Origin of the sequence: Microbacterium kyungheense (assembly GCF_006783905.1) — a bacterium.
Lineage (GTDB): Bacteria > Actinomycetota > Actinomycetes > Actinomycetales > Microbacteriaceae > Microbacterium > Microbacterium kyungheense.
Genome location: NZ_VFPE01000002.1, coordinates 445,613 through 466,922, shown reverse-complemented (window position 1 = coordinate 466,922; position 21,310 = coordinate 445,613). Strand labels below are relative to the sequence as shown.

General features: G+C 71.0%; 22 protein-coding genes. 10 read left to right on the top strand and 12 right to left on the bottom strand.

What is annotated here, in order from left to right; translation table 11 throughout:
• The first annotated feature begins 13 nt into the window (after window positions 1–13).
• The 4 genes from FB391_RS08860 to FB391_RS08845 are packed head-to-tail and all read left to right on the top strand — an operon-like array spanning window position 14 to window position 4,272.
• A complete protein-coding gene (locus FB391_RS08860; RefSeq protein ID WP_185843043.1) occupies window positions 14–622 on the top strand; it encodes a carbonic anhydrase in 609 nt (202 codons plus the stop codon).
• 47 nt (window positions 623–669) lie between these two features.
• The gene (locus FB391_RS08855) at window positions 670–2,064 is read left to right on the top strand and encodes a class II fumarate hydratase (RefSeq protein WP_141894069.1); all 1,395 of its coding nucleotides are present in this window, start codon (window positions 670–672) and stop codon (window positions 2,062–2,064) included.
• Window positions 2,065–2,110: 46 nt separating this feature from the next.
• Window positions 2,111–3,619 carry a sensor histidine kinase gene (locus FB391_RS08850; protein ID WP_141894068.1) on the top strand — a complete coding sequence of 503 codons (1,509 nt, stop codon included), beginning with the start codon at window positions 2,111–2,113 and terminating at the stop codon, window positions 3,617–3,619.
• Window positions 3,616–4,272: a response regulator transcription factor gene (locus tag FB391_RS08845; protein WP_141894067.1), complete on the top strand. Its 657-nt coding sequence runs from the start codon at window positions 3,616–3,618 to the stop codon at window positions 4,270–4,272. The genes FB391_RS08850 and FB391_RS08845 overlap by 4 nt, the downstream gene beginning before the upstream one ends.
• A gap of 111 nt (window positions 4,273–4,383) precedes the next feature.
• Here the strand turns inward: FB391_RS08845 and FB391_RS08840 are convergent, their stop codons facing one another.
• From FB391_RS08840 to FB391_RS08825, 4 genes are all read right to left on the bottom strand, one after another.
• Complete coding sequence (locus FB391_RS08840; RefSeq protein WP_141894066.1) at window positions 4,384–5,103, bottom strand: hypothetical protein; 720 nt, start codon at window positions 5,101–5,103, stop codon at window positions 4,384–4,386.
• 167 nt (window positions 5,104–5,270) lie between these two features.
• On the bottom strand, window positions 5,271–6,641 hold the full coding sequence (gene phoH2, locus FB391_RS08835; protein WP_141894065.1) for an RNA 5'-3' helicase PhoH2: 1,371 nt from the start codon (window positions 6,639–6,641) through the stop codon (window positions 5,271–5,273).
• Between the two features lie 200 nt (window positions 6,642–6,841).
• On the bottom strand, window positions 6,842–7,972 hold the full coding sequence (locus FB391_RS08830) for an aminotransferase class V-fold PLP-dependent enzyme (protein WP_246093432.1): 1,131 nt from the start codon (window positions 7,970–7,972) through the stop codon (window positions 6,842–6,844).
• Between the two features lie 59 nt (window positions 7,973–8,031).
• Entirely contained in the window at window positions 8,032–8,817 is a 786-nt protein-coding gene (locus FB391_RS08825) for an isoprenyl transferase (RefSeq protein ID WP_141894063.1), read from the bottom strand.
• 112 nt (window positions 8,818–8,929) lie between these two features.
• Between FB391_RS08825 and trhA the strand changes: the two genes are divergently transcribed.
• Window positions 8,930–9,673, top strand: coding sequence for a PAQR family membrane homeostasis protein TrhA (gene trhA, locus FB391_RS08820; RefSeq protein ID WP_246093431.1), 744 nt, complete (start codon window positions 8,930–8,932; stop codon window positions 9,671–9,673).
• Between the two features lie 43 nt (window positions 9,674–9,716).
• Here trhA and FB391_RS08815 read toward each other — a convergent pair whose 3' ends face one another.
• The gene (locus FB391_RS08815; RefSeq protein ID WP_246093430.1) at window positions 9,717–10,052 is read right to left on the bottom strand and encodes a hypothetical protein; all 336 of its coding nucleotides are present in this window, start codon (window positions 10,050–10,052) and stop codon (window positions 9,717–9,719) included.
• A 128-nt stretch (window positions 10,053–10,180) separates the two neighbouring features.
• On the opposite strand from FB391_RS08815, the gene FB391_RS08810 reads away from it, so the two are divergent.
• Entirely contained in the window at window positions 10,181–10,588 is a 408-nt protein-coding gene (locus FB391_RS08810) for a DUF4307 domain-containing protein (protein ID WP_185843011.1), read from the top strand.
• Window positions 10,589–10,675: 87 nt separating this feature from the next.
• On the top strand, window positions 10,676–11,167 hold the full coding sequence (greA, locus tag FB391_RS08805) for a transcription elongation factor GreA (protein WP_141894062.1): 492 nt from the start codon (window positions 10,676–10,678) through the stop codon (window positions 11,165–11,167).
• Window positions 11,168–11,203: 36 nt separating this feature from the next.
• On the opposite strand, the gene ilvA is transcribed toward greA, so the two are convergent.
• On the bottom strand, window positions 11,204–12,454 hold the full coding sequence (ilvA, locus tag FB391_RS08800; RefSeq protein WP_141894061.1) for a threonine ammonia-lyase: 1,251 nt from the start codon (window positions 12,452–12,454) through the stop codon (window positions 11,204–11,206).
• Window positions 12,451–13,641 (bottom strand): AI-2E family transporter, encoded by a 1,191-nt coding sequence (locus tag FB391_RS08795; RefSeq protein WP_141894060.1) that lies wholly within the window; start codon window positions 13,639–13,641, stop codon window positions 12,451–12,453. The genes ilvA and FB391_RS08795 overlap by 4 nt, the downstream gene beginning before the upstream one ends.
• 120 nt (window positions 13,642–13,761) lie before the next feature.
• Here FB391_RS08795 and FB391_RS08790 point away from each other — a divergent pair, with 120 nt between their 5' ends.
• Both FB391_RS08790 and FB391_RS08785 read left to right on the top strand, forming a co-directional pair.
• The gene (locus FB391_RS08790; protein WP_246093429.1) at window positions 13,762–15,069 is read left to right on the top strand and encodes a winged helix-turn-helix domain-containing protein; all 1,308 of its coding nucleotides are present in this window, start codon (window positions 13,762–13,764) and stop codon (window positions 15,067–15,069) included.
• A 9-nt stretch (window positions 15,070–15,078) separates the two neighbouring features.
• Complete coding sequence (locus tag FB391_RS08785) at window positions 15,079–15,570, top strand: hypothetical protein (protein WP_141894059.1); 492 nt, start codon at window positions 15,079–15,081, stop codon at window positions 15,568–15,570.
• Between the two features lie 6 nt (window positions 15,571–15,576).
• Here the strand turns inward: FB391_RS08785 and FB391_RS08780 are convergent, their stop codons facing one another.
• From FB391_RS08780 to FB391_RS19665, 5 genes are all read right to left on the bottom strand, one after another.
• A complete protein-coding gene (locus FB391_RS08780; RefSeq protein ID WP_141894058.1) occupies window positions 15,577–16,674 on the bottom strand; it encodes a DNA glycosylase AlkZ-like family protein in 1,098 nt (365 codons plus the stop codon).
• A gap of 9 nt (window positions 16,675–16,683) precedes the next feature.
• Window positions 16,684–17,250, bottom strand: a complete 567-nt coding sequence (locus FB391_RS08775) for a LemA family protein (protein ID WP_141894057.1) — start codon at window positions 17,248–17,250, stop codon at window positions 16,684–16,686.
• Window positions 17,251–17,332: 82 nt separating this feature from the next.
• Entirely contained in the window at window positions 17,333–18,646 is a 1,314-nt protein-coding gene (locus tag FB391_RS08770; protein ID WP_141894056.1) for a D-arabinono-1,4-lactone oxidase, read from the bottom strand.
• On the bottom strand, window positions 18,643–19,890 hold the full coding sequence (locus tag FB391_RS08765) for an alanine racemase (RefSeq protein WP_141894055.1): 1,248 nt from the start codon (window positions 19,888–19,890) through the stop codon (window positions 18,643–18,645). Before FB391_RS08765 ends, FB391_RS08770 begins: the two co-directional genes overlap by 4 nt.
• A 108-nt stretch (window positions 19,891–19,998) precedes the next feature.
• Window positions 19,999–20,148 carry a hypothetical protein gene (locus FB391_RS19665; RefSeq protein WP_185843010.1) on the bottom strand — a complete coding sequence of 50 codons (150 nt, stop codon included), beginning with the start codon at window positions 20,146–20,148 and terminating at the stop codon, window positions 19,999–20,001.
• Window positions 20,149–20,263: 115 nt separating this feature from the next.
• Between FB391_RS19665 and FB391_RS08760 the strand changes: the two genes are divergently transcribed.
• On the top strand, window positions 20,264–21,310 hold the full coding sequence (locus FB391_RS08760) for a LacI family DNA-binding transcriptional regulator (protein ID WP_141894054.1): 1,047 nt from the start codon (window positions 20,264–20,266) through the stop codon (window positions 21,308–21,310).

Sequence of the window (21,310 nt, the reverse complement as noted above, 5' to 3'; positions counted from 1 at the left end):
CGTCTGGAACGAGATGCTGCGCGGCAACGCGCGCTTCGTCGCCGGCGAGCCGCAGCACCCGCATCAGGACGTCGACCGGCGTCATGAGCTCGCCGACGGCCAGCGCCCGCAGGCGGTGCTGTTCGGCTGTTCGGACTCGCGACTGGCCGCCGAGATCATCTTCGACAACGGCCTGGGCGACCTGTTCGTCGTGCGCAACGCGGGCCAGGTGGTGTCGGAGTCGGTGATCGGCAGCCTCGAATACGCGGTGGCGGTGCTGAAGGTGCCGCTCATCGTCGTGCTCGCGCACGACGCGTGCGGCGCCGTGCGCGCCGCGATCGACAGCACCGACCCCGAGACGCCGGCGCTTCCCGCTCACATCTGGCGGCTCATCGCGCCGATCGTACCCGCCGTCCGGCGCGTGCAGCGCAGTGCGGGCACCACCGTCGCGACCTCGGACATCGATGCCGAGGCCGTCGGACGCGAGCACCTCAGCACGACCGTCGCCGACATCCTGCAGTCGTCCGAGCTGATCAGCGACGCGGTGGCCTCGGGCGCCCTCGGCATCGTGGGTGCCAACTACCGGCTCGCGGAGGGCACCGCCGTCCCGGTCGTGTCCGTCGGCATCGACGCCGCAGCCTGAGCATCTTCCCCGACCCCAACCCCTGCACACACGTGAGGAACGACGACGTGACCGACACCGAGTACCGCATCGAGCACGACACCATGGGCGAGGTGCGCGTGCCCAAGAACGCCCTGTACGCCGCGCAGACCCAGCGCGCCGTCGAGAACTTCCCGATCTCGGGTGACCGCCTGGAGCCCGCCCAGATCGTGGCGCTCGCGCGGATCAAGAAGGCCGCCGCGCTCGCCAACAAAGAGCTGGGTACGCTCGACGGCGCGATCGCGGACGCCATCGCCGGCGCCGCCGACCGCATCATCGCGGGCGAGTACGCCGACCAGTTCCCGATCGACGTCTACCAGACCGGCAGCGGCACCTCGTCGAACATGAACATGAACGAGGTGCTCGCGACGCTCGCGACGCAGGCCCTCGGCGCGACGGTGCACCCGAACGACCATGTCAACGCGTCGCAGTCCTCCAACGACGTCTTCCCGACCTCGGTGCACATCGCCGCCACGCAGGAGCTCATCGACGACCTCATCCCCGCTCTCGACCACCTCGCGGTGGCGCTCGAGGCGAAGGCCGAGGAATGGAAGGAGGTCGTGAAGTCCGGTCGTACGCACCTGATGGACGCGACCCCCGTCACCCTCGGACAGGAGTTCGGCGGCTATGCGCGTCAGATCCGCCTGGGCATCGAGCGCGTGCAAGCGGTGATCCCCCGCGTCGCGGAGGTCCCGCTCGGCGGCACGGCCGTCGGCACCGGCATCAACACCCCGCTCGGCTTCCCGCAGCGCGTGATCGAGCTCATCGTCGACGACACCGAGCTGCCGATCACCGAGGCGAAGGACCACTTCGAGGCCCAGGCGAACCGTGACGCGCTGGTCGAGGCATCCGGCGCACTGCGCACCATCGCGGTCTCGCTCACCAAGATCAACAACGACCTCCGCTGGATGGGCTCCGGTCCCAACACCGGTCTCGGCGAGCTGCACATCCCCGACCTGCAGCCGGGGTCGTCGATCATGCCCGGCAAGGTCAACCCGGTCGTCCCCGAGGCCACTCTCATGGTGTGCGCGCGCGTGATCGGCAACGACGCGACCGTCGCCTGGGCGGGAGCCTCGGGCTCGTTCGAGCTGAACGTGGCCATCCCGATCATGGGAAGCGCCGTCCTCGAGTCGATCGAGCTGCTCGCGAACGTGTCGCGCGTGCTCGCAGACAAGACGATCACGGGTCTGCAGGCCGATGTCGAGCGCGCGGCCGCGTACGCGGGCATGTCGCCGTCGATCGTGACGCCGCTCAACAAGCTCATCGGATACGAGGCGGCCGCCAAGATCGCCAAGCACTCGGTCGCGAAGGGCATCACGGTGCGCGAGGCCGTCATCGACCTCGGCTACGTCGAGCGCGGGGAGCTGACGCTCGAGCAGCTCGACGAGAAGCTCGACCTGCTGTCAATGACGCACCCGGGCTGAAAAAGCCCCTGTGCCGCTCGTGCCGCGTCGGCGGGATAATCAGGACATGTCCCGCTCGACCCGCCCGGTTCCCGCGCGCGTCAGGATCCTCTCGGCGATCCTGGCGGTCGCGTGCGTGGGGCTCGCGATCGTGGGGAGCGTGACGTTCGTGGTGCAGCGCGAGCAGGCGATCAGCAACGTCGACGAGCGGCTGAAGACGCAGGTGAAGTCGCTGCAGGCGGTGGCGCAGGATCCGACGGCTCCTGCCGGCAGCGACGGGGCGTCCGAGGCGACCGACGAGCTCGACATCAATCAGTACTCGTCGATCGACGAGTACCTGAACGCCGTCGTCGCCCGTCTGGTGCCGGCACGGAACGAGGCATCGCTGGCGCTCGTCGACGGCGTGCCGCGATGGGTGCCGTCGACACTGTCGGGGTTCAGCATCGAGGACCAGCACGAGCTCATCGACCGGGCGATCGCCGAGACCGAGGGCGGCGCGACGAAGATGGGCACCATCGCCACAGACATCGGATCGCTGCGCTACATCGCGATCCCGGTGTCGATGCCCGGCGACCCGCGGCAGGGCCTCTACCTCCGCGCGATCGATCTCGGGGCGGAGCTGCAGCCGGTGACGTTCGCCATGACGACCTACATCATCGCGGCGCTGGTGGTGCTCGCCGCGGTCGGGGTCGTGGGGTGGTTCGTGACAGGCCGGCTGCTCTCTCCCATCCGGCACCTGCGCGAGACCGCGGATTCGATCTCGATCAGCGACCTCTCTGCTCGCCTCGAGCCGCACGGCAACGACGACATCGCCGATCTGTCGCGCACGGTCAACTCGATGCTCGATCGGCTCGAAGGCTCCGTCGACGTCCAGCGTCAGCTGCTGGACGACGTGCGCCACGAGCTCAAGACCCCCATCACGATCGTGCGCGGGCACCTCGAGCTCATGAATCCGCGGGATGCGGTGGACGTCGCCTCGGCGCGCGACATCGGCATCTCGGAGCTCGACCGGCTCGCCCGCCTGGTCGAGGACATCGACCTGCTGGCCGCCGCGGAGGCGGACTCGTACACGATGTCGCCGGTCGACCTCGCCGCGCTGACAGCGCGCGTCGGCGAGCTCGTCGCGGTGATCCCCGACCACACGTGGACGGTCGAGGCGCATGCCTCCGGGACCGTCGCGGGCGACAGCGACCGGCTGCTGCAGGCCTGGCTGCAGCTCGCCGACAACGCCGCCAAGTACACGCCCGCGGGCAGCCCGATCGAGATCGGGAGCTCCACACGTGCCGACGGCGCGCGACTGTGGGTGCGCGACCACGGCGCCGGCATCCCGCCGGCGGCCCGTGTGCGCATCTTCCGCCGGTTCGACCGCGCCCACATCCATCGGACCGTGGGCGGCTCGGGGCTCGGCCTCGCGATCGTGGACGCGATCGCGAAAGGCCACGGCGGACATTGCGCCGTCACCGACACTCCCGGCGGCGGCGCGACCTTCACCATCCACCTGCCTCTGTCCGAGGCTGAACTGCCGGCTCCCGTGCGTGCGGGCGATGTCGTGCTGCAACGGGAGGCGTCTGGATGACGAGGATCCTCATCGTCGAAGACGAGCCGCGGATCGCCGCGTTCGTGAGCCGCGGACTGGAGTCGGCCGGGTATGAGACGACCGTGGTCGACGACGGCCCCGAGGCGCTGGAAGCCGCGCTGCGCGGCGACGCCGACCTCGTGCTGCTCGATGTCGGCCTGCCCACCATGGACGGCTTCGAAGTGCTGCGGGCGCTGCGCGCGCGCGGTTCGGCGGTGCCGGTCATCATGCTGACGGCACGCTCGAGCACACGGGACACCGTCGCGGGATTGGATGCCGGAGCCAACGACTACGTCCCCAAGCCGTTCACGTTCGAAGAGCTGCTCGCCCGCGTCCGGTCACGGCTGCGCGAGAGCGTGCCGCAGCAGGGCGTCTCGGTCTCGCACGGTGCCGTCGTTCTCGACATCCTGGCGCGGCGGGCGACGGTCGACGGCCGCGAGGTCGATCTGTCGGCACGCGAGTTCGCCCTCGCCGAGCAGTTCCTGCGCAACCCCGGCCGGGTGCTCAGCCGGGAGCAGCTGCTCAGCCGGGTCTGGGGCCTCGACTTCGACCCCGGGTCGAACGTCGTCGACGTCTACGTCCGGTATCTCCGCGGAAAGCTCGGGCCGGACCACATCGTCACCGTGCGGGGCGCCGGGTACCGCTGGGAGTGAGCGCGCGGCGGTCCGTCCGCACCGGCGAGCGCTTCCCCAGGGACGAAGAAGCCCCCGGCGCTGGGGGACGCCGGGGGCTGTGAAGGGCCGGACTGGGGGATCCGACCGCCGTCAGTCGCGCTTGTCTGGGGAATTGCGCGACTGGTCTTTCTTCGCGTGGGGTCCGGCACCGTTGCCGTTCCCGTTCGAACCCGCGTTCGCGGGGTGCTCGGGGTGAGTTTTCTGCTGAGTGACCTGGGGCTTCGACGGAGCGACCTGCGTCTGGAGCGAACCATTGCGCTCCGCGGTCCCCGCCTCCTTCTGCGCGGGCTCGCCGGCACCGGGGCCCTGAAGCTCGGCGCTCCCGGTCAGGCGGTCGGCCGTGGCTTCGCGGACGAGACGCTCGATCAGGGCGTCGATGCGACCCGTCGACCATCCTCGGGCCGCGGCCCACGCACGCAGCGAGTCCCACGTGCCCGTGGCACGGGCCGCCTCGATCGCCGCATCCACATCGCCGACGGACTTCTCCGCGGCCGGGGCCGGAGGCGCCGCTGCCGCAGCGGGCGGTGGAGTGGATTCGCCGGGGACGGACGGCACGACCTCGGTCGGATCCGGCGCCTCGACGACCTCGGCCTCGTTCGGCGTCACGACCGGCGCGGGCACGACGGGAGACGGCGACGGGGTCGCGGACGGCGAGGACGCGGCCGGCACGAGGATGCGTGCGGCGGCGACGGTCGTCGCGGGCGTGTCCTTGAGGGCGGCGGTGTTGGTCATCGCGACGGCGCAGACGACGGCGACGCTCGCTGCGACAGCGGTCATGCCGCCGATCACGAGCCCCGTTCGTGCGTCCACAGTGCGTTCCCCACTCCCCTGCTGTGCGCAGTTCCTCCCCTCCATGGTGACAGACGCCGAAGGCCGAAAGCACCGGATCGCGATGAGACTCTTCTCATCCGGTTACGACGACGAGGGCCGGGATGCGGCATCCCGGCCCTCGTGCGTCCCCGGCCGTCCGGGGTGTTTCAGGCGAGCTCGCCGGCCTCGAGCAGGTCGGTGACCAGTGCGGCGATGGCCGAGCGCTCGGAGCGCACCAGCGTGACGTGACCGAACAACCCGTGACCCTTGAGCGTCTCGATGACCGAGGCGACGCCGTCGTGGCGGCCGACGCGGAGGTTGTCACGCTGGCCCACGTCGTGCGTCAGCACCACCCTCGAGTTCTGGCCGATCCGGCTCAGCACCGTCAGCAGGACGTTGCGCTCCAGCGACTGCGCCTCGTCGACGATCACGAACGCGTCATGCAGTGAGCGTCCGCGGATGTGGGTCAGGGGCAGGACCTCGAGCATGCCCCGCTCGACGACCTCGTCGAGGACGTTGCCCGAGACCACCGACCCGAGGGTGTCGTACACCGCCTGGCCCCACGGGTTCATCTTCTCCTGCTGGTCGCCCGGCAGGTAGCCGAGCTCCTGCCCGCCGACGGCGAACAGGGGCCGGAACACGATGATCTTGCGCTGCTGCTGCCGCTCCAGCACCGCCTCGAGACCCGCGCACAGCGCCAGGGCCGACTTGCCGGTGCCGGCGCGTCCGCCGAGCGACACGATGCCCACCTCGGGATCGAGCAGCAGGTCGATCGCGATGCGCTGCTCCGCCGAGCGGCCGTGGAGGCCGAACACCTCCCGGTCGCCGCGGACGAGCCGGTACTCGCCGTCGCCGACGACACGACCGAGAGCCGAGCCGCGCTCGGAGTGGATGATCAGACCCGTGTTGACCGGGAGTCCTCTGACGTCGTCGCTGGCGGCGACCTCGCTCTCATACAGGTCGCTGATGTCGTCGCCCGACACGTCGATCTCTGAGATGCCGGTCCACCCGGAGTCGACCGCCTGCTCGGCGAGGTACTCCTCAGCGCTCACCCCTAGCGATGCGGCCTTGACCCGCATCGGCAGGTCCTTCGAGACGACCGTGACCTCCTGCCCGTCCTGCGCGAGATGCATCGCCACCGCCAGGATGCGGCTGTCGTTGTCGCCCAGCCGCATGCCCGAGGGCAGGACCCCGGCGTCGGTGTTGTTCAGTTCGACGCGGAGCGTGCCGCCCCTGCCGACCGGCACGGGGAAGTCGAGCCGCCCGTGCTCGACACGCAGCTCGTCGAGGTGGCGCAGCGCCTGCCGGGCGAAGTAGCCGATCTCGGGGTCGTGCCGCTTGCCTTCGAGCTCGGTGATCACGACGACCGGGATCACGACGTTGTGCTCGGCGAAGCGGAAGAAGGCCCGCGGATCGCTCAGCAGCACCGACGTGTCGAGGACGTAGGTTCGCAGGTCCTGACCGGGAAGCTCCCGATCCGACAGGGCGACCTGCTCGAGATCCTGACTGCGCTGCTCGTGTGGTGCTCGTGTGGTCACAACCCACTCCCGCCCCGGGTGGTTCACCCGGCAGTCACGAGTCGACCGGTGAGTCACGAGTCGCGATCCTGAGGCCGACTCGACCGGGCTCCTTGCCCGATGCGATCAAAGTACGACGGACCGACGACATCCGGCGCGCCCGACACGCAGATTGCAGATGAACTCTTCGTGACGGGGATGCCGGCGGCCGCGGCATCCGCTCACCACACGCGGGTCGACGCGAACGCGGCCAGGGCGTCGCCGAACAGACGCAGCGTGTCGGCGCCCGTGCCGACGTGCGGCGCGACGCGGATCCGGCCGGCACGGGTCGTGACCGTGAGGCCGTGGTTCGCGAGGGATGCCGCGAGCGGCCCGGCATCCTGCGCGGCGGGCTCGAGCGTCACGATCCCGGCGCGCCGCTCGGGCTCGCGCGGAGTGACCACGGGGATCTCGTAGCGATCGGCGAAGAACATGACGTCGGAGGCCCGCGCGGTGAGCTCGGACGCGATGGATGCCACGCCCACGTCGGCGATCTCGCGCAGCGCCGTGGCGAGCCGTGCCGCGGCGAGGGTGTCGTCGCCGGCCACCGAGAACGCCTGGGCGGACGTCGCCGGTCCGGGGACGTTGTCGACGGGGAGCTCTCCCTCGACGCCGCGGAAACCCGACAGCACCGGCGCGATGCGCTCCAGCGCGCGGTCGCCGAACCACGCGAAGCCGGTGCCGCGACCCGCGCGCAGCCACTTGTAGCCGTGGCCGCACACGACATCGGCGGCGAGGTAGTCCGCATCCACCATGCCGAAGCCCTGCGTCGCGTCGACGATGAGCAGGCGGTCGTCGATGATGTCGCGCAGCGCCGAGAGGTCGGCGCGGTAGCCGGTGCGGAAGTCGACGAGGCTGACCGCCACGGCGCGCGTGTCGTCGGTGAGCGCGTCGCGCACGACCTCGGGCGTGATCATGCCGTCGGCGGGTTCGAGCCACTGCAGCTGCAGCGAGCCGAGCGCCTCGGACGCGCGCGTCGCGGCGACCGTGAGGCTCGGGAACTCGCCGCGCCCCAGCATCAGCCCGCCGGCCAGGCCGTAGATCGCATGCATGAGCCCGTACGTCGTCGACGGCTGCAGCACGACCTGCGCGGCATCCGCGCCGATCAGCTCGGCGACGAGCTCACGGGCTTCGCGCACGTGGTCGGCCACGAGCGCGATGCTCGTGCGGCGACCAGAGCCGAGGAGCTCCGTGTCACCCTGCGCCTCGCTGCGCACCGCGGGTGAGAGGGGGCCGAATGCGGCCCAGTCGAGATATCCCGGCTCGCCGTCGAACGACGCGAGATACGACTCCAGATCGGTCACGCCGAACATTCTGGCAGAGCGCGAGGGCAAGCGCTCACCCGGCCGCTCCCGCGCCCGAAGGAGGGCCCTCAGCCGCCGTAGCGCCGGTCGCGCGAGGTGAAGTCGCGGATCGCGCGCAGGAAGTCCACCTCGCGCAGATCCGGTCCCAGCGCCTCGACGAAGTAGAACTCGCTGTGCGCGGACTGCCACAGCAGGAAGTCGCTCAGCCGCTGCTCCCCCGACGTGCGGATCACCAGGTCGGGGTCGGGCTGACCGCCCGTATAGAGGTGCTCGCCGATCTGCTCGGGCGTGAGGCTCGCGGCGAGCTCTTCGAGCGAGCCGCCCTCCTGCTGGTGCTGCGCGATGATGCTGCGCACGGCGTCGACGATCTCGCCGCGTCCGCCGTACCCGACCGCGAGGTTGACGTGCATTCCCGGATTGCCCTGCGTGCGCTGCTCGACGTCGGCGAGCACGCGTGCGAGATCGGCCGGCAGCGAGTCGGCGCGGCCGACGTGCTTGACGCGCCAGTCCCGCTCGCGCGACAGCTCGTCGGCCAGCTGAGCGATGATCTCGATGAGGTCCGACAGCTCCCGCGAGTCCCGCTTGCGCAGGTTGTCGTTCGACAGCAGGTACAGCGACACGACGCGGATGCCGACGTCGTCGCACCAGCGCAGGAACTCCTTCATCTTCGCGGCGCCGGCGCGGTGGCCGTGCGCGGCGGAGTCGTAGCCGAGCTGCTTCGCCCAGCGCCGGTTGCCGTCGATCATCATCGCGACATGGCGGGGAGCGGATGCCGGATCCAGACGTCGCCGCAGACGGTTGATGTAGAGCCGGTAGAGGGGGCCCCTGCCCTCGTTCGTCTCGCCGCGCGCCACACGCCTACGCTACCCCGCCGCAGGCGGTGCCCCTAGCGTGGCACTGGGTCCCGGCATCCCTGAGACGGAGTATGTTCCGCGCGCGGCATGCACCGGGATCTACGCTGGGACCATGAGCCGCCGTCGTCGCCTTCCCCGGGCCCCCGAGGTCCCCGTGCTGCCGCTCATGGACGCGGCCGCCGTCGACGCGGCCGCCCCCGAGGTCAAACCCAGCTGGCGCGGCTGGATACACGCGGGCACGTTCCCCGTGGCGATCGCCGCGGGGATCGTGCTGATCGCGCTCGCGCAGGGCGCCCCGGCGAAGTGGGCCTCGGCGGTGTTCATGGCGACCTCGCTGCTGCTGTTCGGCAACTCGGCCCTGTACCACCGGTTCAACTGGAAGCCCAAGACGAAGGCGATCCTCAAGCGGATCGACCACGCGAACATCCTGCTGCTCATCGCGGGGACGTACACGCCGATCGCCGTGCTCGCGCTGCCGCCGCAGAAGGGCATGCTGCTGCTCGTCCTGGTGTGGACCGGCGCGATCCTGGGCATCCTGTTCCGCGTCTTCTGGATCAACGCGCCGCGCTGGCTCTACGTCGCCCTGTACCTCGTGCTGGGCTGGGCGGCGGTCATGTACATCGTCGACCTGTTCCAGGCGAACGCGGCGATGATGGTGCTCGTCATCATCGGCGGTCTGCTCTACACGGGCGGCGCGGTCGTGTACGCGCTGAAGCGGCCCAATCCGTGGCCCGGCCACTTCGGCTTCCACGAGATCTTCCACGTGTGCACCGTGCTGGCGTTCCTGTGCCATTGGGCGGCGTGCCTGCTCATCGCGCTGCGCCCGCTGTCGCCCTCGCTCGGCCTGCCCGGCTGAGCCAGGCCTCCCGCGGCGGCGCGCGGAACAGGATGCCGCCCGGTCAGGCGCGCGGCGTCTTCGGGTCGTCCGCGCCGTCGCCGCCCGCGTCGACCTCGTCGTCGTCCGTCTCGGTGGCCTCCACCGCACGCTCGGCCTGCTCCTCGGCATCCAGCTCCTCGCGGATGTCCGCGCGGACGCGACCCCGCCGGATGCGACGCATCATGTCCCACACCAGCAGGATCACGGCGATCGCCACGAACGCCGTGGCGAGGAATCCGACGACTCCGGGCGTCACCAGATCGGGGTTGACCGCCGGAGTGGGAGTGGGCGTCGGTGTCGGCGATCCGGCGGCACCGACGATCCCGGTGCTGACGAAAGCGGCGATCACGTGAAGCATGGGGGTCCTCGCTCTGCCCGCTCGCACGGGCGCGGTCATCGGCGATGCCCGGAAGCGCATAGCCTGGAGTTCCAGCCTAATCTTCCGGCCGATCCGCCACGGACGGCCGCGGCCCCGAGAGGAGCGGCGTGACCACGCAGGAGATGCTCGACGACCGCTACGGCCGTCGCCGCTCGCCCGCGCGCCGCTGGCTCATCGGCGGAGGCATCGTCCTCGCCGTCGCGGTGGTGGCCCTGTTCGGCTGGTTCACGGTCAGCGGCGCCCTCGACGACGTGGATGCCGACACGACCGCGTTCGAGGTCGTCGACGCCCACTCGGTGTCGCTCGGCTTCCAGATCACCGCGCCCCCGGGATCCGCGGTGGCGTGCGCCATCGAGGCGCAGGACCAGGAGCACGGCGTCGTCGGCTGGCGGGTCGTCGAACTGCCCGCGTCGGACGAGCACGCGCGCGCGTTCCGCGAGGCCATCCCGACCACGGCGCTCGCCACGACCGGCTTCGTGAACTCCTGCTGGGTTTTGCCCAACCCGGCGGACTGACGTAGTCTGGCGGGAGTTCACCTCGAATCGCGCCCTGGCCGAGAGCCGGGGCGTTCGGTTTATCCCCCGGACCCCAAGGAGTCAGCCGTGTCCAACGATGCACCCGTGACGTTCCTCACGCAGGACGCATACGACCGTCTGGCCGCCGAGCTCGAGCATCTGTCGACGACCGGTCGCGAAGAGATCGCCAAGCGCATCGAGGCCGCCCGCGAAGAGGGCGACCTCAAGGAGAACGGCGGCTACCACGCCGCCAAGGACGAGCAGGGCAAGCAGGAGGCGCGGATCCGCACCCTGCAGCAGCTGCTGAAGACCGCCACCGTCAGCGAGGCGCCCGAGAGCAACGGCATCGTCGAGCCGGGCACCGTGATCACGGCGATCGTGGCCGGCGGCGAAGAGGTCTTCCTGCTCGGCAACCGCGAGATCGCGGTCGGCAGCGAGCTCGACGTCTACAGCGAGGCATCACCCCTGGGCACCGCGATCCTCGGTCGCAAGGAGGGCGAGAAGACCTCGTACACCGCGCCCAACGGCCGCGAGATCTCCGTCGAGATCGTCAAGGTCGAGACCTACAACGGTCAGTGATCCGCCGGCCGGAGCCCCGGTCGTCTCGTCGACGGTCTAGTCGACGACCACGGTCGGGGTGAAGCCGGCCTCCTCGAGCACGGCGATGACGTGCGCGCGGTGCTCCTCGCCCCGCGTCTCGACGCTCAGCTGCAGGATCACCTCGCTGATCTGCAGGCCCTGCCCGTGCCGCGTGTGCAGCACCTCGATCACGTTGGCGCCCGCGATCGCGAGCAGATCCGACACGCGCGCCAGCTGGCCGGGACGATCCGGCAGCGGGATCCGCAGCGTCATGTATCGGCCGGATGCCGACAGCCCGTGGGCGACGACGCGCTGGAGCAGCAGCGGGTCGATGTTGCCGCCCGAGAGCACCGTGACCGTGGGCCCGGTCGCGACGACCTTGCCCGCGAGAATGGCAGCGACCCCGACGGCGCCCGCAGGCTCGACGACCTGCTTCGCGCGCTCCAGCAGCACGAGGAGGGCCCGGGCGATGTCGTCCTCCGAGACCGTCACGACCTCGTCGACGAGGTCACGGATGATCTCGAAGGGCAGATCGCCGGGTCGTGCGACCGCGATGCCGTCGGCGATGGTCGGCAGGGTCGGGACGTCGAGCGGTTCGCCGGCGGCCAGCGACGGCGGGTAGGCCGCGGAGTTCTCGGCCTGGACGCCGATGATCCGGATGCTGCGTCCCTCGGCGGCGGCGCGGGCCTTCGCCGCGGCGGCCACGCCGGCGATGAGGCCGCCGCCGCCGATGCCGAGCACGATGGTGTCGAGGCCGGGCACCTCATCCATCAGCTCGAGCCCCAGCGTCCCCTGGCCCGCGATCACATCGGGGTGGTCGAACGGGTGGATGAAGACCGCGCCGGTGCGCTCGGCGAACTCCGCCGCCAGCCGCAGCGGCGTCTCGACGGTCGCGCCTTCCAGCACGACGTCTGCGCCGTAGCCGCGCGTCGCGAGCAGCTTGGGCACGGGCACGCCCAACGGCATGAAGATCGTCGCGGGGATGCCGAGCGCCTTCGCGGCCAGCGCGACGCCCTGCGCGTGGTTTCCGGCCGAGGCGGCGACGACGCCGCGGGCGCGCTCCTCGGGCGTCAGCCTCGACAGTCGGTACGTCGCGCCGCGGATCTTGAACGATCCCGTGCGCTGGAGGTTCTCGAGCTTGAGGTGCACCGGCACGCCCAGCAGGTCAGACAGATGCTGCGACTCGTCCAGCGGCGTGTGCGAGATCACGCCTTCGAGGGTGGCGGCGGCATCCTCGAAGTCCGCCAGGGTCGGTCGATGGACGGCGGACGAGGGGGTCGTGCTCACGAACGGGCTCTCCTGGTTCGGGGGACGGTGCTCCAGATGAGGTCGCCGGTGGGTCTCGCGCCGGTCTGCCAGGACCGCTCGCCGATGTACACCGCGACGACGTTGACGAAGGCGGCGAGCGGGACGGCGAACAGCGCGCCCGGGATGCCGGCGATCATCGCTCCGCCTGCCACCACGAGCACGACGGCCAGCGGGTGGACCTTGACCGCCGAGCCCATGAGGAGGGGCTGCAGCACGTGTCCTTCGAGCTGCTGCACGCCGAGCACGACCACCAGCATCCACAGCGCGATCCACGGGCCGTTGTAGACCAGGGCGAGGAACACCGCCACCGCTCCGGTGACCACCGCGCCGACGATCGGCACGAAGGCGCCGAGGAACACCAGCACCGCGACCGGGATCGCCAGGGGGACGCCCAGCAGGGCCGCACCGAGGCCGATGCCGATGGCGTCGATCGTGGCGACCAGCAGCTGCGTGCGCGCGTAGTTGACGACGGTGATCCAGCCTGCACGGCCGGCTCCGTCCGCGGCGGGCCGCGCCTTCTTCGGGAAGAGGCGCAGCGTCCACCGCCAGATGCCGGCGCCGTCGGCCAGGAGGCACAGCAGAATGAAGAAGGCGAGCACCGCCCCGGTCGCGACATGGCCGAGGGTCGAGCCGATCGCGAGCGCGCCGCTCCACAGCAGCTCGGCCTGCTCCTGCAGGAACCCACCGGCCGTGGCCAGCCAGCCGTCGATGTCCGTCTCGGAGATGTCGAAGGGGCCGCTCAGCAGGTACTGCCGGAACTGCTCGACGGCTGCCGCGGTGCTCGCCTGAACCGAAGGCCACTGCGCCATGATCTGCCACACCACGAGCCAGAGGAGTCCGGTCACGATGGCCAGCGTGCCGACGACCGAGATGACGATCGCGAGCCAGCGCGGCACCCGGTGCCGCAGCATCCAGGCGAATGCGGGCCACAGCAGCGCCGTGATGAGGATGGCGATGAGCAGCGGGATCACCAGCAGCTTCAGCTGGATGACGAGCCACACCGCCACGCCGATGGCCGCGGCCACGACGAGGAACCGCCAGGAGTAGGCCGTCGCGACCTTGAGCCCGTGCGGCACCGAGGCGGACGTCTCGGTGGAGACGATCCTGCCGCGATCGCGGATCGCATCGAACAGCGAGCCTCGGGACTTGTCATCGGAGCCGGTCATCGCGCCATCTCCTCGTTCGCCCGTTCCGCACCATTGACACAGTCTAGGCGCGTCGCATTCCGTGGCGGTCATGAACCGGGGCGGGTCCGGGTGTCGGAGGCCGCGGCTAGTCTGGCGCGCGTGAAGTCCACGCTGAGCGCCGCAGAGGCGCGCCGGGTCGCCCTCGCCGCACAGGGGTTCGCGCGCGCGCGTCCCGAGGCCGCCGGCACACGGCAGCTGAACGCGGCGCTGGCGCGCATGGCGACGCTGCAGATCGACTCCGTCAACGTGTTCGCCCGCTCGCACTACATGCCGCTGTTCGCGCGCGTCGGGTCGTACGACACGGCCGCGCTCGACCGTCTGCTGTTCGCCCGCCGCGCGCCGTACGTGGAGTACTGGGCGCACGTCGCCGCGTTCATCCCGGCATCGGACTGGGGCCTGTTCCGGTTCCGCATGGACGCGCTGCGCGACAAGTACGGCAGCGAGCCCGGCGGCTGGTTCGACACCCACCGCGACATCGTGGACTGGGTGCGCGCCGAGCTCGCCCATCGCGGACCACTGCGCCCTGCGCAGATCGAGCACGACGCGAAGAAGGGGGCACGAGGACCCTGGTGGGACTGGGACGTGGTCAAGCGCACGCTGGAGCACCTCTGGCTCTTCGGCGATGTGGCGATCGCGGGGCGTCGCGGCTTCGAGCGGCGCTACGCGCTCGCCGAGCACGTGATCCCACCCGCTGCCCTGGAGGCCGACATCCCGCGCGAGGACGCCGTGCGCGAGCTCGTCGGCCGCGCGGCGAAGGCGTACGGCGTCGCGACGGCCGCCGACCTGGCCGACTACTGGCGCATCGCCGACCGCAGAGCCGTGCTCGCAGCCGTCGGCGATCTCGTCGATGCAGGCGAGCTGCACCCCGTCACCGTGCAGGGCTGGACGACGGCGGGCCGCCCCGCACCGGCGTGGCTGCATCGCGACGCGACGGTGCCGCGCCGGATCGACGCGGCCGCCATCCTCACGCCGTTCGACCCTGTCGTGTGGTTCCGCGATCGCGCCGAGCGCCTGTTCGACTTCGAGTACCGCATCGAGATCTACACCCCCGCACCCAAGCGGCGGTACGGGTACTACTCGCTGCCGGTGCTCATCGGCGACGACATCGTCGGCCGAGTCGACCTGAAGGCGGACCGCGCCGCGTCCACCCTGCGCGTGCAGTCGGCGTGGTGGGAGCACGGCAGCCCCGCGGATGCCGCACCCCTCCTCGCCGAGCAGCTGCGGCTCGCGGCATCCTGGCAGGGTCTCGACAGCATCTCGGTGTCGCGCTGGGGCGATGCGACCGATGATCTCGCCCGCGTGCTGCCCGAGGCCTCGCGCCACGAGGCCGGACCGTCGGCTGCCGTCCCCCTGGCAGAGGACGAGCCCGCGGTCGACGAACTCGCCGACGAGGAGCTCGCGGGTTAGCGTGGAACGGTGAAGCGCAGCGCGATCGTCGGGCTCGTCGCCGGCGGCGCCGCACTCCTCGTCGCCGGTGCCGGAGTCGCGTGGTGGCTGACGCTGGGCACCGGCCCCACCGGCAGCACACCGACGCCCTCCACGCCGGCGTCGGCCTCCCCCACTCCCCCGTCCGACCCGCTGGTCGCGATGCAGGAGCAGCTGGATGCCTACGCGGACGCGTGCGCCGAGCCGGCCGCGTCCGTGCCGGAGCACTGCGGAATCGTCGTGCCCTGGGCGGCAGACCTCGCGGAGCTGTCGGGGGTCGCGTTCCGCATCGAGCAGTACCCCGTCGTCGCGCTCTCAGCCGACGGGCGGTCGTTCGACGCGACCGGCGGCGTCCTGGTGGCGACGGCCACCGGCACGACGCGCGACGGCACCCCGGGCGCCTTCACCTATCGGACCGACGAGTGGGCGTTGCGGGGCGAGGTCAGCGCCCGGGACGACCAGACGATCCTGTCGGTGCGCTGACGCGCGTCATCCGAACCCCGCACCCACCGGCGCGAGTCCGAGCCACCGCGCGAGGTCACGGATCTCGGCCTCCACCGCTCCCCGGGTTCCATCGTCGAACGGCTCGTCCTCGTGGAGGGCGTGGATGCGCAGCACACCGGCCTTGCGATCCGCCTTGGCGTCGAGCTTGCCCACGAACCGGTCGCCGTGCAGGACGGGCAGCGCGAAGTACCCCCACCGCCGCTTCGCGGCGGGCTTGTACATCTCCAGCACGTACTCGTACGCGAACAGCTCTTCCAGGCGGCGCCGGTCGAACACCGCGCGGTCCAGCGGCGAGAGGAGCGCCGTGCGGGGCACGAAGTCGTCGGCGGCCGCCAGCGCCTCGGGATCGACCCGCCACACGCCGTCGACGCCGTCGACAACCGCTTCCTCGCCCAGTTCGCCCACCGAGATCGGCTCGATGGGCTGCGCCAGTCCCTTCGCGCGCGCGATCCCGAACGCCGCGAGCCGGCGCTCGGCGCGCTCGCGGGCGGCATCCTCGTCCGACACCTCCGGCACCTCGCGGGGATAGACCCGGTCCGCCACGTCGAACAGGCGGCCCGCGGCGTCACGCGACGCCACGGCCACATCACCGCACAGCACGAGCAGCTCCAGCAGCTGCTGGCTGTTGCGGTTGTTCGTCCAGCCCGACGACCGCCACGAGACCTGCGCCGTGTCGGGGACCTCGCTCGCGTGCAGGGGCCCCTCGGCGCGCAGCCGGGCCAGGGTCTCGCGTCGGAAGGCGTCGTTGGCGGCCAGCCACTCGCGTGCCTGGGCGGACTCCGGTCGCCGCCGCATCTCGGGCAGCAGCAGCGGCAGATCCGTCATGGCGCGGTAGAACCCGCCCCACTCGAACACGGCCCGGTCCTCTTCGAACAGTCGCACCAGATCGGCTGGCTGGTACGGCCAGCCGAGCCTGCTCCACAGGATGAGGTCGACGCTCGGCGCGATCGCCGAGGTCGGGTCGATCGGCAGGATCGTCAGCGCGTCGATCGTCTCGACGACGCCCGCCGGGCGTTCGGCCGTGAGCAGCTGCCCGTGCAGGGCGATGCGACGGGCCTGCTCACGCGTCAGCCGATGGACCATGCCTCGACGTCAGAACTGCACGCGCGGGGGCTCCGAGATGGCGGCGCCGTCGATGACCTCGAAGAACTCGCGCTCGTGGAAGCCCAGATTGCGGGCGAACATGTTGTTCGGGAACACCTTGATCTTGGTGTTCAGCTCGCGCACACCACCGTTGTAGAAACGGCGCGAGGCCTGGATCTTGTCTTCGGTGTCGACGATCGACTGCTGCAGCTGGAGGAAGTTCTGGCTCGCCTGCAGCTGCGGGTAGGCCTCGGCGACGGCGAAGAGCGACTTCAGCGCCTGCTGCATGTGCCCCTCGGCGACGCCCGCGTCCGCGGGGCCGGCGACCGACAGCGTCTCGGCGCGGGCGCGCGTCACGTTCTCGAACACGGCCTTCTCGTGCGCGGCATACCCCTTGACGGCTTCGATGAGGTTCGGCAGCAGATCGGCACGACGCTTCAGCTGCACCGTGATGTCACTCCACGCCTCATCGACGCGCACATTCAGCTGGACGAGGGAGTTGTACGTCGCCCAGAGGTAGATGCCGGCGATGACGACCAGCGCCACCACGATGAGGACTGGAATCAGCCATTCCATTGCCGAGTCTCCGTTCGATAGTGCCCTCATCCTATCGACGCACGCACGCGCGGCATGAGCGCGGGCTGTGGACTCTCAGCCGTTACCCACCGAGCACCCGGTCGAGGTACGCGTTGCGGAACAGCCGCTCGGGGTCCAGTCGATCGCGCAGTGCGACGAAGTCGTCGAAACGCGGATACCGCTCCCGCAGCACGTCGGCGCCGAGGGTGTGCATCTTGCCCCAGTGCGGACGCCCGCCGTACCCCAGCATGATCTGCTCGACGGCCTCGAAGTACTCCGTCGGATCGTCACGCCAGTACCGGTGCACGGCGATGTACCCGGACGCGCGGCCGTGCGCGGTCGACAGCCAGCGATCGTCGGCGGCCGCGAAGCGCACTTCGACCGGGAAGCCGATGCGCCAGCCGCGCTCGTCGATCAGGGAGCGCAGCGCGTCGAACGCCGGACGGACGTTCTCGACCGGCAGGGCGTACTCCATCTCGCGGAAGCGCACCGACCGGCTCGTCGCGAACACCCGCGCCGAGCCGTCGGTGAACTCGCGGTCGCCCCAGACCTTCGCCGACAGCCGGTTGATCGGCGGCACGAGCCCTGGGATCAGCTTTCCCGTGGTGCAGGCCACCTGGTGAAGACCGCTGCCGACGAACGCGTCGTCGATCCACTTGCCGACCGGCGACAGCGGATGCCGCGGCGCCGACTCGGGCAGTCGCGTGTTGGTCTTCGTCATCGCGCGGTCGGTGTGCGGGAACCAGTAGAACTCGAAGTGATCGGCGGCGGCGACCCGGTCGTCGAGCCCTGCCAGCACGACCTCCAGCGTCTCGGGCTGCTCGAGCGCATGCAGCACGAACGCCGGGACGCACTGCAGCGTCACTTCGACGAGGATGCCGAGCGCGCCGAGGCCGAGGGCCACCGCCGGGAGCAGTTCGGCGTTCTCGCTCTCGTCGATCCGCAGCAGCTCGCCGGATGCCGTCACGAGCGTCGCGCCGACGACCTGGGTGGCGATGCCGCCGAAGCGGGCACCGGTGCCGTGCGTCCCGGTCGAGATCGCGCCGGCGACCGACTGCCTGTCGATGTCGCCGAGGTTCTCCATCGCGAGACCGTACGGTGCCAGTAGTGCGGGGATCTGGTGAAGCCGTGTGCCCGCGAGCACCGTCACGCGCTTGCGCTCCGCGTCGACCGAGACCAGCCCGCTGAGGTCACGCAGCTCCAGCAGCACCCCGGGGGCCACCGCGATGCCGGTGAAGCTGTGTCCGGCGCCGACGGCCTTGATCGGCAGACCCCGCACCGAGGCGGCCACCACGGCGCGCTGCACCGCCTCGACGGTGCGCGGGAACTCGATCCGCTGCGGTCTGACCGACTCCGAGCGCCCCCAGTTGCGCCACACTCCTCCTGGACGTGTCACAGGAACGCCTTCCCCTCGCCGCGATACGTCGCGATCGTCCCCCTGAGACGGCTGCCGTCGACCACGTGATAGCGGTCGACGCGTTCGGCCAGCTCTCCGCTCTTCGAGTGGCGCAGCCACACCCGGTCGCCCACGCGCAGACCTCGGGCGGCGTCGCCGCGCAGCGGCGTCTGCACCTCGCCAGCGCCTTCGCGTGGCACGGTGCGCAGCCCCTCCGGCCAGACGGCACGCGGCTGGCGGGACTCCAGCGCGGGGCCCGACGCGATCCAGCCGCCGCCGAGGACGGTGGCGATGTCGGGCGCGGGCTTGCGGACCACCTCGAGGGCGAAGGCCGCGGCCGGGGCGGGATCGAACGCGCGGTAGCCGTCGAACAGGTGCCCCGCCAGCAGCCCGCTGCCGGCGGTGACCTCGGTGACGGCCTGATCGGATGCCGTCATCTCCAGCGATCCGGTGCCGCCGCCGTTGACGAACTCGAGCGGGGCGATGTCGCGCAGGGCGGCGACGATGGCGGCACGGCGTTCGAGCAGCTCGGACCCGGAGCGTCGCTGCATCCACCGGATGACGGCATCCCCCGATCCGGTCGCATCGCCCTGCCCGGCGATCTGCGCCTCGTACATCATCAGGCCGACGAGGCGGAAGCCCTCGCGCGCCGCGATCGAGCGGGCGAGCGCGGCGACCTCGGGGGCATCGTGCACCGGCGAGCGGAACACGCCGATGTGACCGAGCGCGGGCGCGCGCCACGACGCGTCGGCGTCGATGGCCACCCGGATCTCGGGCCGCGAGCCCGGCGCGGCGATCGCGTCGACGAGATCGAGCTGAGCGAGGTCGTCGACCATCAGCGTGATGCGGGATGCAGCGACCTCATCGGCCGCGAGCGCGGCGAGCGCCGCGCGATCCACAGTCGGGTACCCGAGCACGATGTCGTCGTGTCCGGGGGCGCCGTCGCGATCCTGCGCCAGCCAGAGCGCCTCGGGGAGCGTGAACGCGAGGATGCCCTGGTAGCCGGGAAGGGCGAGGACGGCGTCGATGACCTCGCGGACGCGCACGGACTTGCTCGCGACGCGGATGGGCACGCCGCCGGCGCGCACCACGAGGTCGAGGGCGTTGTAACGGAGCGCTTCGACGTTGATCGCGGCGACGGGGCCGCTCACATCGGCGAGAGCGTGACTCATGGCGCCCCAGTAGGACGCGGAGTGGCTCCACGGCTTCGTCGCCGTGGGGGTGGACAGCAGATCGAGACTCATACGGCTCGCTTCGGGTGCGCGCGCATCGCTCCAGGATAGGGCCCCGTCCGACCGTCCGATGACGGGCGAGCACCCCGATGACCCCGCGCGTCCCGCGGGAGAAGGGGATCAGCCGGCGCGGCGCTCCGCGCGCTCCTGCTCGACCTCTTCTTCAGCCCCGTAGACGGCGATGGGCGGCGCGCCGAAGATGAGGGCGACGAACTTCCACAGCCAGCCGCTCCTCGGAGCGTCCTGCGGGGTGCCCTTCTGCTCTTCCATCTCGGCCTCCTTGCGTTTTCCCCCAGGCTAGCGCTCCATTCAGACATACTCGAGGGGCCTCGCGACTCCACCGCGGCGCGGGCGCACTCCGCCAAGCCGCCGCTAGGCTGGCGCGATGACCGGAGCGCCGTCCGCTCGGGCGACCATGAGGGATGTGGCCGCCCTCGCGGGGGTGTCGCCCAAGACCGTGTCGAATGTCGTCACCGGCACGATCCCGGTGCGTGAGAAGACGAGGGCCAGAGTCGAGGCGGCGATGGCCGAACTCGACTTCGTGCCGAACCTGAATGCGCGAGGGTTGCGCAACGGCCGCTCCGGCGTGATCGCGGTGGCCCTTCCCGATCTCGCCACGGCGTACTCGGCAGAGCTCGTCCACCTCATCGTCGCCGCGGCACATGCGCGGGGACTGGCCGTGCAGATCGAAGAGACCGCCGTCGAGCCCCAGCGCGAGGATGAGCTCCTCCGCCGCGCGAGAGCGCACCTCGTCGACGGACTGATCCTGAACCCCATTCGCTTCGAAGACAGTGTGCTGCGCTCGGCGGGCCGCCTGCCGCCCGTCGTCGTGATCGGCGAAGTGGAGCAGACCAGGGCCGATCAGGTCCGCATCGACAGCCGTCGGGCGGCCGCCGACGCGACGAGGCACCTGCTCGCGCACGGGGCGCGGCGGATCGCCGTGATCGGCGCCGACGACGATGCGTCCATCGCGACGGCCACCAGCCGGCTTCGTCGCGAGGGCGTGCACGATGCCCTGCGTGAGGCCGGACTCACGAGCGATCCGGCGCTCGAGGTCAATCAGCTCCCCTGGTCGATGGTGGCCGGAGCGCGGGCCACGCGCATCCTGCTGGAACGCGGGGTCGGCTTCGACGGCGTGGTCGCGCTCACCGACTCGCTCGCCCTCGGTACCCTGCATGCGCTGCATGACGCCGGCATCCGCGTCCCCGACGACGTGATCATGACCGGCTTCGACGACGTGGAGTTCTCGAAGTTCACGGCACCCTCGCTCACGACGATCGCCTTCGATCGGCGTGCCTTCGCCGAGGCCGCCATCGGCCTGCTCGAGTCCCGCATCGACGACGGCACCGCCGCCCCGCGCGCGGTGACGCTGTCGCACGCCCTGATCGAGCGCGCGAGCACGGCGGGCAGGCCTGCGGGCTATCGCCCGTGA